Here is a 14,962-nt window from a genome sequence, read left to right on the forward strand (position 1 = left end):
TTAAAGGACAATATTTTGAAAAATATGATTAAAGCAGCAGGTTTAGGCCTTGTAGTTCTTAGCTCTTCTTTCTTTGCAACAGCTGCTGAAGCTGCGCAAAAAGTGGGTTATGTAAACACTGCACAAGTATTCCAGGCTCTACCTCAGCGTGAAGTTGTTCTTCAAAAAATGCAGGAAGAGTTCAAAGATAAAGCGGCTGAGCTGCAAAGCATCCAAGCGGAAGCTAAGACTAAGATTGAAAAGCTTAAGCGTGATGGTGAGCTACTAGGTCCAGACGAAGTTGAGAAGCTTCGTATCGAAGTTGGTCAACTAGACAGCAAGTACAAAATCAAAGCTCAAGCTCTAGAAAAAGCAAGCCAACGTCGCGAAGCACAAGAGAAGCAGAAGCTATTCAAAGTGATTCAAGATGCTGTAACGAAAGTTGCAGAGAAAGAAGGCTACGACATGATCGTTGATATTCAAGCACTACAATACGGTAAGCCTGAATACAACATCTCTGAGAAAGTAATTAAAGAACTAAAATAAGTTTTATGAAGACACTGACTTTAGCCGAATTGGCAACCATTACCGGGGGGGAGCTACATGGTGACGGAACTGTAACCGTTTCTGCTGTTGCTCCTATGGATAAAGCGCAAGAAGGCAACATTACGTTCCTTTCTAACGTTAAGTACAGCAAGCACCTAGGTGACTGTAAAGCGTCAGCGATTATGGTTAAAGAGAGTGAGCGTGAACTGTGTAAGACTAGCGTGATTGTGGTCAGTGACCCTTACGTTGCTTTTGCTAAGGTTGCTCAAGCGCTTGATACTACTCCTGCACCTGCTGTGGATATTGCTGATTCAGCTTCGATTGCGAGCGATGCAACACTTGGACAAAATGTATCTATTGGTGCGAACGCTGTGATTGAGTCTGGTGTTGTTCTTGGTGACGATGTGATCATCGGTGCTGGTTGCTTTATCGGTAAAAACGCAAAGATTGGCGCTGGCACTAAGCTTTGGGCTAACGTAAGCATCTATCATGAAGTTGTGATTGGTGAAGCTTGTTTGGTTCAATCAAGTACTGTGATTGGTTCTGACGGCTTTGGCTATGCGAATGAGAAAGGCGAGTGGATTAAGATTCCTCAAGTTGGTTCTGTTCGCATTGGTAATCGCGTAGAGATCGGTGCGTGTACCACGATCGACCGTGGTGCGTTAGATGACACGGTTATTGAAGACAACGTTATCATCGATAATCAAATGCAAATCGCACACAACGTTCACATCGGATATGGTTCTGCTCTTGCGGGTGGTACTATCATCGCAGGCAGCACGACGATAGGTAAGTACTGTATTATTGGTGGCGGCAGTGTAATCAATGGTCACATTGAAATCACTGACGGCGTGACGATTACCGGAATGGGAATGGTTATGCGCAGCATCACTGATAAAGGCATGTACTCTTCGGGTATTCCTTTACAGCCAAATAAAGATTGGCGTAAAACAGCAACGCGTGTTCATCGTATTGATGAAATGAACAAGCGTTTGAAAACCGTTGAAAAACTTATCGAGAAGAGCGCGGAATCATAATTCCAGCATTTCTAATAAAAGGCTCGCGTACAGCGAGTCTTTTTCGTTTATAATCTTTCTAATTAAATAAAGAATACATATAGGAATACGACTTTGACTACTGAACAGACAACGATGAACATTACTGAAATTCAGGAACTATTACCTCATCGCTACCCATTCTTAATGGTTGATCGTGTGACTAGCTTTGAAAAAGAAAAAACACTGACTGCAATTAAGAATGTTTCTGTTAACGAGCCTCAGTTTACTGGCCACTTCCCTCAACTTCCTGTATTTCCAGGTGTGTTGATCCTAGAAGCGATGGCGCAAGCTACAGGTCTTCTTGCATTTAAATCTTTTGGTGCCCCTTCTGGTAACGAGCTTTACTACTTCGCAAGTGTTGATAAAGCGAAATTCCGTAAGCCAGTAGTACCTGGTGACCAGCTGGTTATCGAAGTTGAATTCCTAAAAGAGCGTCGTGGCATCGCGTCATTTAACGGCGTTGCGAAAGTTGACGGCGAAGTAGTATGTTCAGCTGAACTTAAATGTGCTCGTAGAGAGTTTTAATATGATTCATGAAACAGCAAAAATTCACCCGGCTGCAGTTATCGAAGGTGATGTGACGATTGGTGCAAACGTAACAGTTGGCCCTTTTACTTACATTGCTGGTAATGTAACCATTGGTGACGACACAGAAATCATGTCGCATGTTGTGATCAAAGGTCACACAACTATTGGTAAAGAAAACCGCATTTTCCCACATGCTGTGATTGGTGAAGAGAACCAAGACAAGAAGTACGGTGGCGAAGACACTACGGTTGTGATCGGCGATCGCAACGTGATTCGTGAAGCGGTTCAAATCCACCGTGGTACGGTTCAAGATAAAGCAACCACTGTGATTGGTGATGATAACCTGCTTTGTGTTAACGCTCACGTAGCGCACGACGTTATTGTTGGTAACCACACTCACATTGGTAACAATGCTATCTTAGGTGGTCACGTAACGGTTGGCGATTACGCTGGTGTTATGGCGCTTTCTGCGATTCACCCGTTCTGTTCAATCGGTGCTTACGCTTACATTGGTGGTTGTTCCGCCGTTGTTCAAGATGTACTTCCGTACGTACTTGCACAAGGTAACCATGCAGCACCATTCGGCCTTAACCTTGTAGGTCTGAAGCGTAACGGGTTCGAGAAACCAGAGATTCGTGCGCTACAAAAAGCGTACAAAGAGCTTTACCGCTCTGGCAAAACACTAGAAGAAGCGAAAGCGGCTTTAGTTGAAATGGCAAAAGAGTTTGCTTCGGTAACTCCTATGCTAGAGATGCTAGAGAACTCTGAGCGCGGTATTATTCGTTAATACCTGGTGTGATTGATATAAAAAAGATCGCTACTTTTAAGGCGATCTTTTTTGTTTTAGGCGAGAAGGGAATTGGAAAACTATGGCACAGCAAGAAGCACAAACCAATAACTCAGGCTTTGTTTCCAACGAGCCACTGCGTGTAGGTATTGTTGTTGGAGAACTCTCTGGCGATACCCTTGGCGAAGGTTTTATTAAAGCGATAAAAGCTCAGTACCCGAATGCAGAATTTGTCGGTATTGGCGGGCCAAAAATGAAAGCGCTAGGCTGTGAATCTTTGTTTGAGATGGAAGAGCTTGCCGTAATGGGCCTTGTTGAAGTACTTGGTCGCTTGCCTCGTCTGCTCAAAGTAAAAGCAGAACTGGTTAAATATTTCACCCAGAACCCACCAGATGTGTTCGTTGGTATTGATGCTCCTGACTTTAATTTGAGACTGGAGCTAGACCTTAAGAACGCAGGTATAAAAACGGTTCATTACGTTAGCCCTTCAGTATGGGCGTGGCGTCCAAAACGTATTTTTAAGATCGACAAAGCAACCGACCTGGTTCTGGCGTTCTTACCATTTGAAAAAGCGTTCTACGACAAATACAACGTTGCCTGTGAATTTGTTGGTCATACACTAGCAGATGCCATTCCACTCGAGCCAAATCAAGCGGAAGCACGAGAACTGCTTGGACTAGAGCAAGACAAGCAGTGGCTGGCGGTTCTACCGGGCAGTCGTGGCGGTGAAATGAAGCTTATCGCGCAACCGTTCATTGAAACCTGTAAACGTATCAAACAAAAGTACCCAGACATTGGTTTCGTGGTGGCTGCTGTTAATGAAACTCGCAAGCAACAGTTTACCGAGATTTGGAAGGCGACAGCACCAGAATTAGATTTTGTCATTGTGCAGGATACGGCTCGTAACGTGATCACTGCTGCGGACTCTGTACTATTGGCATCCGGCACGGTCGCTCTTGAGTGCATGCTGCTTAAGCGTCCAATGGTTGTGGGCTACAAAGTGAATAAGTTGACTGGCTACATTGTGAAGAAACTAGCTATCACCGAGTTTGTGTCACTGCCGAATATTATGGCAGGTGAAGAAATCGTCAAAGAGCACATCTTGGAAGAGTGCCACCCAGATTTCTTATTTCCTTCGGTTGATAAGATGCTAGCTGCAGATAACAGTGCGTTGATTGAACGCTTTACTGAAATGCACCACTGGATCCGTAAAGATGCTGACAAACAAGCCGCCAATGCGGTGCTGAAATTGATCGGCCGAGAGTTTGTTGAATCCTAACGTGCTAGTTTCAAAGGCAAGGGCTTAAAAGTTACAAAGAGAATTGTCATGGCTGTAAAAGATAAAAAAGAGCTTCCACCTTTCGAATATCCTCAAGGCTACCAGCTATTTGCTGGCGTCGATGAAGTAGGGCGTGGGCCATTGGTTGGCGATGTAGTGACAGCCGCAGTTATCCTAGACCCGAATAATCCAATTGAAGGTTTGAACGACTCCAAGAAACTGTCTGAGAAAAAACGCCTCGCTCTGCTTCCTGAAATTAAAGAAAAAGCATTGGCGTGGTCGGTTGGTCGTTGCTCACCGCAAGAAATTGATGAACTCAATATTCTACAAGCGACTATGGTTGCGATGCAGCGCGCGATTGCTGGGTTAAGTGTTCAGCCTGATATGGCGTTGATTGATGGCAACCGTGTACCTGAATTGCCGATGGCCGGTATTGCAGTGGTTAAAGGAGATTTACGCGTCGCTGAAATCAGTGCCGCCTCTATTATCGCTAAAGTAGTTCGTGACCAAGAGATGGAAGAGCTTGATAAGCTGCATCCAGAGTTTGGCTTTGCTAAGCACAAAGGTTACCCGACCAAGGCGCATTTCGAGGCAATTGAAAAGCACGGTGTTACCGAGCACTATCGTAAGAGCTTTAAGCCAGTAAAACGTATTTTAGGCATTGATTAAGTGCTACACAGATAAGCGTTGATCTTCGAATAAATTTGCTTACTAGCAGTAGAAAAAAATAGAATACACTCAGTTGTAATCCTAGGCTCCGATCTAGAACTCAGGAAAAATAATGTCAGATCCAAAATTTGTTCACCTACGCGTACACAGTGACTTTTCTATGGTGGATGGCCTGTCTAAGGTGCCACCATTAGTTAAAAAAGTTGCTGAAATGGGTATGCCAGCTTTAGCACTTACCGACTTCACTAACCTATGTGGTTTGGTGAAATTTTACGGTACTGCCCATGGGTGTGGGGTTAAACCAATTATTGGTGCTGATTTTTTGATGCAATCTCCAGAATTTGGAGATGAGCTGACGAAACTGACGGTTTTAGCGTCTGATAACAAAGGTTATAACAACCTTACCTTGCTGATTTCAAAAGCTTACTTGCGTGGTCACATACAGCATCAACCTGTGATCGATAAAGAGTGGTTAATCGAAAACGCTGAGGGGTTGATTATCTTATCTGGCGCCAAAGAAGGCGAGATCGGTAAGGCATTGCTGAAAGGTAATCGTGATCTCGTCGCGAGTAGTGTCGAGTTTTACAAAACTCACTTCCCCGATCGCTTTTACTTAGAGCTGATTCGTACCGGGCGTGCCGATGAAGAGTCTTACCTGCATTTTGCGTTAGAGCTTGCTGAGCAACAAGACTTACCTGTTGTGGCAACCAACGAAGTGGTGTTCTTAACTGAAGACTTGTTTGACGCCCATGAAATCCGCGTAGCAATCCATGATGGTTACACCATGGTCGATCCGCGTCGTCCAAAAAACTACAGTGCGCAACAGTATCTTCGTAGTGAAGAAGAGATGTGTGAGCTGTTTTCAGATATCCCAGAAGCGCTTGAAAACAGCGTAGAGATTGCTAAGCGTTGTAACGTTACTGTTCGTCTTGGTGAGTACTTCCTCCCTAACTTCCCGACCGAAGGTTTAGCGATCGAAGATTTCTTGATTAAGAAATCAGAAGAAGGCCTTGAACGTCGTCTAGCATTCTTGTTCCCAGATGAGCAAGTTCGAGCCGAGCGCCGTCCTGAATACGATGAACGTCTTAAAGTCGAACTCGAAGTTATCAACAACATGGGTTTCCCGGGTTACTTCTTGATCGTAATGGAATTCATCCAGTGGTCTAAAGATAACGATGTACCAGTAGGCCCTGGTCGTGGTTCGGGTGCAGGTTCATTGGTGGCGTATGCATTGGATATCACGGATCTCGATCCGCTAGAATACGATCTACTATTCGAACGTTTCTTGAACCCAGAACGTGTCTCGATGCCCGATTTCGATATCGACTTCTGTATGGATAAGCGTGACCAAGTAATTGATCACGTTGCAGAAATGTATGGTCGTGATGCGGTATCTCAGATCATCACCTTTGGTACCATGGCGGCAAAAGCGGTAATTCGTGACGTAGGCCGTGTATTGGGTCACCCGTTTGGCTTCGTCGACCGTATTTCTAAGCTTGTACCGCCAGATCCGGGTATGACACTTGAGAAAGCCTTTCTTGCCGAGCCTGCATTGCCAGAGCTTTACGATGGTGATGAAGAGGTTCGCGAACTGATCGATAAGTGTCGCATTCTAGAAGGTTGTACGCGAAACGCCGGTAAACACGCGGGTGGTGTTGTAATCTCACCAACCACAATTACAGATTTTGCGCCTATCTATGCGGATGCAGAAGGTAACTTCCCGGTAACGCAATTCGATAAGAATGACGTTGAAACCGCTGGTTTGGTTAAATTCGACTTCTTGGGTCTACGTACCCTGACCATCATCGACTGGGCGTTGGGCCTAGTGAACCCACGCTTGAAGAAAGAAGGTAAAGAGCCGGTTCGTATTGAATCGATCCCTTTGGATGATCAAGCGTCGTTCAACCTACTACAAAATTCTGAAACCACTGCGGTATTCCAGCTGGAATCACGCGGTATGAAAGACTTGATCAAACGTCTTCAGCCTGACTGTTTCGAAGATATCATCGCATTGGTAGCCTTGTTCCGTCCGGGTCCGCTGCAATCAGGCATGGTAGATAACTTTATCGACCGTAAGCACGGTCGAGAAGCGGTCTCTTACCCAGATGAAACATGGCAACATGAATCGCTAAAAGACACGTTAGAACCAACCTATGGCATCATTCTTTACCAAGAGCAGGTAATGCAAATTGCACAGATCCTAGCGGGTTATACGCTAGGTGGAGCGGATATGCTGCGTCGTGCGATGGGTAAGAAAAAGCCAGAAGAGATGGCTAAACAGCGTGGTACCTTCAAAGAAGGTGCAGAAGCCAACGGTGTTGATGGCGAGCTGGCCATGAAGATCTTCGACTTGGTAGAAAAGTTTGCGGGCTACGGCTTTAACAAATCGCACTCAGCTGCGTACGCATTGGTTTCTTACCAAACACTCTGGCTGAAAACACACTATCCTGCAGAGTTTATGGCCGCGGTAATGACGGCGGATATGGATAACACCGAGAAGGTTATCGGCCTTGTTGATGAGTGTTTCCGTATGAAGCTCAAATTGCTGCCGCCTGATATTAACTCTGGTCTCTACCGATTTAATGTTGATGACGACGGTGCGATCGTTTACGGCATCGGCGCGATTAAAGGGGTAGGTGAAGGCCCGATTGAAGCGATCATTGAAGCGCGAAATAAGGGCGGTTACTTCAAAGATTTATTCGACTTCTGTGCTCGTATCGATTTAAAGAAAGTTAACAAGCGTGTTATCGAAAAGTTGATTCTATCGGGTGCGTTAGATAGATTAGGCCCTCACCGCGCAGCGATGATGGCTTCATTGGCTGATGCGGTTAAAGCAGCAAGCCAATATCACCATGCCGAGTCCTTTGGTCAATCGGATATGTTTGGTGTATTGACGGATGCTCCGGAAGAAGTCGAGCACAAGTACACCCAAGTACCAAGATGGCCAGAAAAGGTTTGGCTCGAAGGTGAACGTGAAACGCTAGGTTTGTACCTGACGGGTCACCCGGTTAACGCTTACATCAAAGAGTTAGCGAAATACACCAGCTGCCGTTTGAAAGATGCGACGCCAACACGCCGTGACCAATCATTAACCATTGCAGGTTTGGTGATTGCAGCTCGAGTAATGACCACCAAGCGTGGTACTCGAATTGGTTTGATGACCATCGACGATCGATCTGGGCGTATGGAAGTGATGTTGTTCTCAGATGCGCTCGATCGTTACGCAGAATTGCTCGAAAAAGACAAAATTGTGGTCGTTTCTGGACAGGTCAGCTTTGATGACTTCAACGGTGGGCTTAAAATGTCCGCGCGCGAGGTCATGGACTTAGGAAGCGCCCGTGAAAAATATGCTCGTGGGGTATCGATATCTATCGATGAATCCCAAATTAATGGTCAATTTTTTGAACGATTTAGTCAAATCTTAGAACCTTATAGAGCCGGAACGGTCCCAGTCAATGTATACTACCAGCGTGCCGACGCTAGAGCGCGGTTAACATTGGGCACAGAATGGCGCGTGACGCCAAGTGATACATTACTAGACGAATTAAAACAGCTGCTTGGAAATAGCCAAGTAGAACTCGAATTTAACTAAAATTTAGCTTCGCAAGTGCGGAGCTGAATCAACAAGGATTCATAGATGAGCCTGAACTTTCTAGAATTTGAAAAGCCTATCGCTGAACTTGAAGCAAAAATCGAAGCGCTACGTGACGTTTCGCGTCACGGTGGTGACACAGCGGTAGATCTAGACAAAGAAATTGAACAACTAGAGAAAAAAAGCTTAGAGCTTAAACAGAAAATCTTTAGCGACTTAGGTGCATGGCAGGTAGCTCAACTTGCTCGCCACCCACAACGTCCTTACACAAAAGATTACCTGGAGCATGCATTCACAGAATTTGAAGAGATGGCGGGCGATCGCGCTTACGCTGACGACAAAGCAATCGTGGGTGGCATGGCTCGTCTAAATGGCCGTCCTGTTATGGTTATTGGTCACCAGAAAGGTCGCGAGACTAAAGAAAAAGTACTTCGCAACTTTGGTATGCCAAAGCCAGAAGGTTACCGTAAGGCACTTCGCCTAATGGAAACCGCTGAGCGTTTCAACATGCCTATCATTACTTTCATCGATACAGCTGGTGCATACCCAGGTGTTGGCGCGGAAGAACGTGGCCAATCTGAAGCTATCGCTAAAAACCTTAAGGTTATGGCTGGCCTTTCTGTTCCAGTTATCTGTAACGTTGTTGGTGAAGGCGGTTCTGGTGGTGCACTGGCAATTGGTGTTGGTGACTACGTGAACATGCTTCAGTACTCTACGTACTCAGTAATCTCTCCAGAAGGTTGTGCTTCAATCCTATGGCGTGATTCAGATAAAGCACCACAAGCTGCTGAAGCGATGGGCCTAATTGCTCCTCGTCTTAAAGAGCTTGAGCTTATCGACGAAATCATCCCTGAGCCGCTAGGTGGCGCACACCGTGATCCAGTGCAAACCGCTCAGAACATGAAAGACCTTCTAGTTAAACAGCTAGAAGAGCTAGAGCAGTTTGATAACGAAACGCTTCTTGAGCGTCGTTACCAGCGTCTAATGAGCTACGGTTACTGCTGATAAGCTGCCTCACTCGAAGGCGGACTTTATGTAACAAGACGATGAAAGGGTTGGACTCAGTGCCAACCCTTTTTTATTATTTAAATATTACCTTTCAAACACCTTCTTGGTTTATTAAGCCTCATGACTCACTTAATCGAAACGTTTACCTCTGTATTTGACCAAAGCGCAATCAAGCCTCAACGGCTGGTGGTTGCCTTTAGTGGTGGGGTTGATTCACGAGTGCTGTTGGAGTTGGCTGCGCAATACACCAAAACTCATGGCATCGATTGTCAGGCAATCCATGTTCATCATGGCTTGAGTGATAATGCGGACCAATGGGCTGAGCAATGCCAAGTGTGGTGTGATGATTTGTCAGTGCCTTTGGCAGTGGAGCGTGTCTCACTGGATGTTCATAGCGGTGAAAGTATTGAAAAGCTCGCTCGAGACGCCAGATATAACGTCTTCAAATCGCATCTTCGACAAGGGGATGTGCTGGTTACTGGTCAACACGTCGATGATCAAGTCGAGACTTTTTTATTAGCGTTAAAGCGCGGCAGTGGTCCTAAAGGCCTCTCATCGATGGCGAAAGTGATGCCATTTTCAGGTGCTCATATTGTTCGTCCTATGCTGTCAGTGACCAGAGGTGAGATTGAAGCGTTCGCTCGCCGTATGGGGTTAACTTGGGTTGAAGATGAAAGTAATCAGGATGTGCGTTTCGACCGTAACTTTATTCGCCACCAAGTGACTCCTTTGTTGACCGAGCGTTGGCCCAGTTTTCGAGAGTCCGTCAGTCGCAGCGCCCAGCTCTGTGCCGAGCAAGAGATGTTGCTAGATGAGCTATTAGCTTCTCACTTACAGCGAGCCCTCGGTGATGACCAGAGCTTGAGCATAGAGGTGTTATCTGAGCAATCTACTTTACTAAGGGCGCGTTTGCTGAGAATGTGGTTAGGTCATTGCCAGCAAGCGATGCCGAGCCAAAAGCAACTCCAACTTATCTGGGAGGAAGTGGCGTGTGCTCAGCGTGATGCTAACCCTAAGCTCATATTAAACGGCGTTGAAGTTAGGCGTTTTAATCAAAAACTCTATTTGGTTCGTGAGACTAAAGATCTATCGGGCTGGCAAGGTGAAATTGCTGTTGGCGGAAGGTTGGTTCTGCCCGATGGCTTGGGACATGTCAGCTTGCAAGCGGGGGGAGTTGAGTCCGAACCTGGGCGTCGCGTACAAACGTTCAGCTTACCAGATCAAAATACGGTATTACGTGTTACCTTTAATCCCGAAGGATTATCGGCGCACCCAGTTGGACGCGGGCATAGCAGGAAGCTTAAGAAGCTGTTTCAAGAGTACCAAGTGCCTAGCTGGTTGAGGCGCAGAACGCCTATATTAATGGATGGTGATCGAGTGATCGCTGTTTTAGGGTTATTCGTAGATAAGAACTACGATGGTCAAGATTGTGAAGCGCTTTGGAGCATCTAGAAAAAGTTTGTGTCACAATTCTATGTCACTTTAATAAAAATAATTAATGGAATATGCAATGAAGAAAATTACACTAGGATTAGTTCTTGGACTTGGACTATTGAGTGGTAACGCTCTGGCAGGTGATGTTGCTGCAGGACAAGCAAAAGCAGCAGTATGTGCAGCTTGTCACGGTGCTGACGGTATCGCAGTGATCCCGGGTTACCCAAACCTTAAAGGTCAAAACGAGCAATACATTGCTTCATCAATCAACGCATATAAGAACGGCCAGCGCACCGGCGGTTTGGCTGCTGTCATGCAGGCTCAAGCTTCAATGCTCAATGATGAAGATATTGCTAATCTAGCTGCTTATTACGCAAGCCTTAAGTAAACCCTTCTTAAAGCACAGATTAAACAATACGATGAATTTCGAGCCAGAGCTTTAAAGCTCTGGCTTTTTTCATTGAATGTTTACTATAGCTATCCGATAATGAGCCATTCGCACAGTTTAAGGGATGAACATGAAAAAGATTGAAGCCATTATCAAGCCATTCAAACTTGATGATGTACGTGAAGCGCTTGCAGAAGTGGGCATTACGGGTATGACGGTCTCTGAAGTTAAAGGTTTCGGACGCCAAAAGGGTCATACTGAGCTATACCGTGGCGCAGAGTACATGGTCGACTTTTTGCCTAAAGTTAAGTTAGAGATCGTTGTTACTGATGAAGTAGCAGACCAATGTGTTGATACCATTATCGAGACGGCTCAAACTGGTAAAATTGGCGATGGTAAGATCTTCATCACTGACGTTGAACGTGTGGTACGTATTCGTACTGGCGAAGAAGACGAAGACGCCGTATAAAAAAACTATTACCCTAAAAGGAGCGTTTATCGCTCCTTTTTCATTTCTGGTAGGGTGCTTTATGTTTAAGAAAACCATCATAGTTATCACATTACTGATAACACTGGCTGTTGTTAGTTTTCACTTTATTTTCGTGATCCCAAATAAGCCCAATCTTATTACGTCTTCTCCAAATACCAGCAATGACATTTACAGTTGCTACCAAAACTCTGAACCTAAAGCGCTAGATGTGTCTGACGGCTTAAGCCTCACCGTGTGGAATATTTATAAGCAAAACCGCAGCCATTGGCAGACGGAACTCAATAAGCTGACAGCGGGAAGCGACTTAGTATTGCTGCAAGAAGCGAGTATGACGGATGGACTTCGTCAGTGGGTAACAAGTGGCCAGTGGGGAAGTACTCGAGTCAATGCGTTTGAAGCATTTGAAAAAAGTGCTGGTGTGCTCAACCTCGCGACTCATTTGCCTATCGAGGCTTGTGCTTATACTCATGAAGAGCCTTGGTTACAGTTACCTAAGTCTGCTCTATGGTCCCGTTACAAGTTGAGTAATGGTGAAGAGTTGGCGGTGATCAACATTCACGCCGTGAACTTTACCTTTGGTACCGAGGATTATGAAGCTCAACTCAAGAGCTTAACCGACAATCTACAAAAATATCGTGGACCAGTTATTTTTGCCGGTGACTTTAACAGTTGGAGTGAGGCTCGTTTTACTGTATTGAAAGAGGCATTGGAAAAGGTAGGTTTGGCTGAGGTCGCTTTTGAGCCGGATCATCGCACTCAGTTCATAACGGGGCTAGTGCTAGACCATGTGTTTTATCGTGGCTTAGAGGTAGAAAAAGCAAAAGCGCCCATAACGGACGCTTCTGATCATAATCCAATGTTAGTCACTTTTAAGGCTAAATAGCGTAAAGCTAAGACTCAGTAACGGTTATCTATGAAACTAAAATGTAGATAGCCCAGATTAGGTAATAGCCAATCCACGGCAAGCCTGAAATCACCAATGCTTGTCCACGCTCAAACTCTGTCCACGTTAATACCGCCGCGTAACCAAGTACGATGTACCAAGGCAGTAGCAGTGGTAATGAGCTAGCAAATTGTGACCAATCACTGGTAAGTGGTAACTTGATTAAGCCGTTTAAGCTGTTCAAGTCAGCGGCGTAGTTCATCACATGACCGTGCTTTAGGATTAGACTTGCGTAGCTCGCAATATCACCTAAAACTGCAGGGAAGATGATCACTGATGCTGCTGCAAACCATCGCCAAAAGCTATGCTGATGTTGGCTTGGTTTGGTTGCAAGGTTAAACCAAAATGCCAAAAGAACGATAGTGAGCGTGCGGCTAAACACATCGCTGATAATTTCACTGGCAAGTAGGGTATTACTATCAAGTAACGCCAACTGGTCTGGGTTTGTTTGAGCTAATTGCTTAGATAGCTCTGCACTTAACCACGCAAAATCTACATTCGAAAAATAAGCACCCCAAAATAAAAATGGGCTAAGCATTAATACGACGTAGGGTTGCCATCCCCAAGCACTTCGTTGATAAAGCGCTAAGAAACAAGCTGTTGGTGAACGGAATATATCCAACAGCATGACGAGTGGGTTACTTGACGGGTTCATACACTTACCTTAGTTACATCAACATACAGCTTAAGCTTTTGTCCTGGCTGTAAGTATTTCTGGTTCTGCAAAGTGTTCCATTTTACAACATCTGAACTCTTTACCTTGAACTTTGATGCAATACCGCTGACTGTGTCACCTGATCTTACGTTATAGAAGATGGTACGGATGATGGCGCCGTCAGAACCGTTCTTCCAGATGACCAGTTCTTGACCAATTCGTAAGGTGTCACGTGGTCCCATGCCATTCCACTTCGCAAGCGACTGGTGAGATACCTTGTTGGCGCGAGCAATGGTCCATAAGCTGTCACCACTTTTTACTTTATGGGTTAGCTTGTATTGACCGCGACTCTTTGACTGTGTGCTTGCTAGGCGGTTGGAAGCGCTGAGCGCGTATGCCTTATCGTCTTTGGTGGAAGTAGGGATCAGTAGGTGCTGACCGATACGAATGTTGTTGTTGGTCAAACCATTGGCAGTGCGGATCACCTTGCTAGTGGTGTTGTATTTGCTTGCCAGTACGCTGATGCTGTCACCAGACTGAACCTTGTAACGAACCAGCTTCATGCCTTTGCCTTTATTAGCCGCTACTTCTTTGTTGAATTTTTCAACTGAGTCTAAAGGAAGTAATAGCTTCTGGTGCTTTTCTGGTGCTGTCGCCCACTGGTTATATGCAGGGTTATAGCCTTGCAGCTCTTTTACTGGAATGCCTGCATAGTTCGCAGCAATAGCCAAGTCCAGTTGCTCTTCTGGGTTAACTAGAGTCAGTACTGGCTTGTTTGGAATTGCAGGAATATCAATGCCGTACTTTTCTTGGTTGGCAATTACGTCTGCCAGTGCCAGTAGTTTAGGTACGTAGCTACTGGTCTCTTTCGGCAGGTCTAGTGAGAAGAAGTCGATTGGTTTGCCAAGCTTCTTATTCTTACGGATTGCGCTGTTCACACGACCACCACCACTGTTATAGGCAGCAATTGCGTGTTGCCAGTCGCCATCAAAACGTCTGTTTAGGTCGGTTAGAAAATCTAACGCAGCATCGGTTGAAGCGGCAACATCTCGGCGGCCGTCGTACCAGAAGTTCTGCTCAAGCCCGTAGTCTTTACCCGTGCCAGCGAGGAATTGCCATAGGCCAGCAGCACTGCCGTGAGAGTAGGCAAATGCGTCGAATGAGCTTTCAACAACCGGCAGCAGTGCCAGTTCTAAAGGTAGATCTCTCTCTTCGATCTTGGTGGTGATCAAGTAAAGGAAAGGTTCAGCTCGCTTGGAGACGGTTTTTAGATGACTAGGGTGTTTTAGATACCAAGTTCGGTAGTAGTCGACCTTCTTTTGGTCTGGTACTTCCATTTCAAGTTGCATCGCAATACGTTTCCAAACATCTTCTTGTGTTTGTGGAGTAACGACAGGTGCTTCAACTTTTTGTTCTTCTTTGGTCGCTTCAGGTGAAACGTTCGCTTGAGAAACTTCTGTAGGAGGTGTGTTGGTTTGCTCGGAAGCTTGGTCTGGATTCTCTGACTGAGTTAATTGGCAACCAGATAGTAGTAATACCAAAGCCCAGCTGTACTTAACTCGCATGTTACAGCCTTTTTAATAAACGGCCGATGATAATACTTGCC

At 45.5% G+C, this 14,962-nt stretch carries 14 protein-coding genes; 12 read left to right on the plus strand and 2 right to left on the minus strand.

All coding sequences use genetic code 11. From position 1 onward, the window contains the following. The first annotated feature begins 24 nt into the window (after positions 1 to 24). The 12 genes from L0991_01525 to L0991_01580 all read left to right on the plus strand — a co-directional run bounded on the left by L0991_01525 (position 25) and on the right by L0991_01580 (position 12,641). Positions 25 to 525, plus strand: a complete 501-nt coding sequence (locus L0991_01525) for an OmpH family outer membrane protein (GenBank protein ID XGB63830.1) — start codon at positions 25 to 27, stop codon at positions 523 to 525. A 5-nt stretch (positions 526 to 530) separates the two neighbouring features. Beyond that, positions 531 to 1,562 (plus strand): UDP-3-O-(3-hydroxymyristoyl)glucosamine N-acyltransferase, encoded by a 1,032-nt coding sequence (gene lpxD, locus L0991_01530; protein XGB62766.1) that lies wholly within the window; start codon positions 531 to 533, stop codon positions 1,560 to 1,562. A 93-nt stretch (positions 1,563 to 1,655) separates the two neighbouring features. Next, positions 1,656 to 2,108 carry a 3-hydroxyacyl-ACP dehydratase FabZ gene (fabZ, locus tag L0991_01535; GenBank protein XGB62767.1) on the plus strand — a complete coding sequence of 151 codons (453 nt, stop codon included), beginning with the start codon at positions 1,656 to 1,658 and terminating at the stop codon, positions 2,106 to 2,108. 1 nt (position 2,109) lies between these two features. Continuing rightward, on the plus strand, positions 2,110 to 2,898 hold the full coding sequence (gene lpxA, locus L0991_01540) for an acyl-ACP--UDP-N-acetylglucosamine O-acyltransferase (protein ID XGB62768.1): 789 nt from the start codon (positions 2,110 to 2,112) through the stop codon (positions 2,896 to 2,898). Positions 2,899 to 2,980: 82 nt separating this feature from the next. After that, on the plus strand, positions 2,981 to 4,177 hold the full coding sequence (gene lpxB / locus L0991_01545) for a lipid-A-disaccharide synthase (GenBank protein XGB62769.1): 1,197 nt from the start codon (positions 2,981 to 2,983) through the stop codon (positions 4,175 to 4,177). Positions 4,178 to 4,225: 48 nt separating this feature from the next. After that, entirely contained in the window at positions 4,226 to 4,846 is a 621-nt protein-coding gene (rnhB, locus tag L0991_01550) for a ribonuclease HII (protein XGB62770.1), read from the plus strand. A 112-nt stretch (positions 4,847 to 4,958) separates the two neighbouring features. After that, positions 4,959 to 8,438 carry a DNA polymerase III subunit alpha gene (gene dnaE / locus L0991_01555; protein ID XGB62771.1) on the plus strand — a complete coding sequence of 1,160 codons (3,480 nt, stop codon included), beginning with the start codon at positions 4,959 to 4,961 and terminating at the stop codon, positions 8,436 to 8,438. Positions 8,439 to 8,483: 45 nt separating this feature from the next. After that, positions 8,484 to 9,443, plus strand: a complete 960-nt coding sequence (gene accA, locus L0991_01560; protein XGB62772.1) for an acetyl-CoA carboxylase carboxyl transferase subunit alpha — start codon at positions 8,484 to 8,486, stop codon at positions 9,441 to 9,443. A gap of 123 nt (positions 9,444 to 9,566) precedes the next feature. Then, positions 9,567 to 10,898, plus strand: a complete 1,332-nt coding sequence (gene tilS / locus L0991_01565) for a tRNA lysidine(34) synthetase TilS (GenBank protein XGB62773.1) — start codon at positions 9,567 to 9,569, stop codon at positions 10,896 to 10,898. Between the two features lie 58 nt (positions 10,899 to 10,956). Continuing rightward, on the plus strand, positions 10,957 to 11,268 hold the full coding sequence (locus L0991_01570; GenBank protein ID XGB62774.1) for a cytochrome c: 312 nt from the start codon (positions 10,957 to 10,959) through the stop codon (positions 11,266 to 11,268). Between the two features lie 130 nt (positions 11,269 to 11,398). Next, on the plus strand, positions 11,399 to 11,737 hold the full coding sequence (gene glnB / locus L0991_01575; protein ID XGB62775.1) for a nitrogen regulatory protein P-II: 339 nt from the start codon (positions 11,399 to 11,401) through the stop codon (positions 11,735 to 11,737). A 61-nt stretch (positions 11,738 to 11,798) separates the two neighbouring features. Continuing rightward, on the plus strand, positions 11,799 to 12,641 hold the full coding sequence (locus tag L0991_01580; protein XGB62776.1) for an endonuclease/exonuclease/phosphatase family protein: 843 nt from the start codon (positions 11,799 to 11,801) through the stop codon (positions 12,639 to 12,641). Positions 12,642 to 12,669: 28 nt separating this feature from the next. Here the strand turns inward: L0991_01580 and L0991_01585 are convergent, their stop codons facing one another. Together L0991_01585 and L0991_01590 are read right to left on the minus strand one after the other, a co-directional pair. Further along, positions 12,670 to 13,356, minus strand: a complete 687-nt coding sequence (locus tag L0991_01585; GenBank protein ID XGB62777.1) for a YIP1 family protein — start codon at positions 13,354 to 13,356, stop codon at positions 12,670 to 12,672. Beyond that, positions 13,353 to 14,921, minus strand: coding sequence for a LysM peptidoglycan-binding domain-containing protein (locus L0991_01590; GenBank protein XGB62778.1), 1,569 nt, complete (start codon positions 14,919 to 14,921; stop codon positions 13,353 to 13,355). The genes L0991_01585 and L0991_01590 overlap by 4 nt, the downstream gene beginning before the upstream one ends. Between the last annotated feature and the right edge of the window lie 41 nt (positions 14,922 to 14,962).

The organism is Vibrio chagasii (assembly GCA_041879415.1).
Classification (GTDB): domain Bacteria; phylum Pseudomonadota; class Gammaproteobacteria; order Enterobacterales; family Vibrionaceae; genus Vibrio.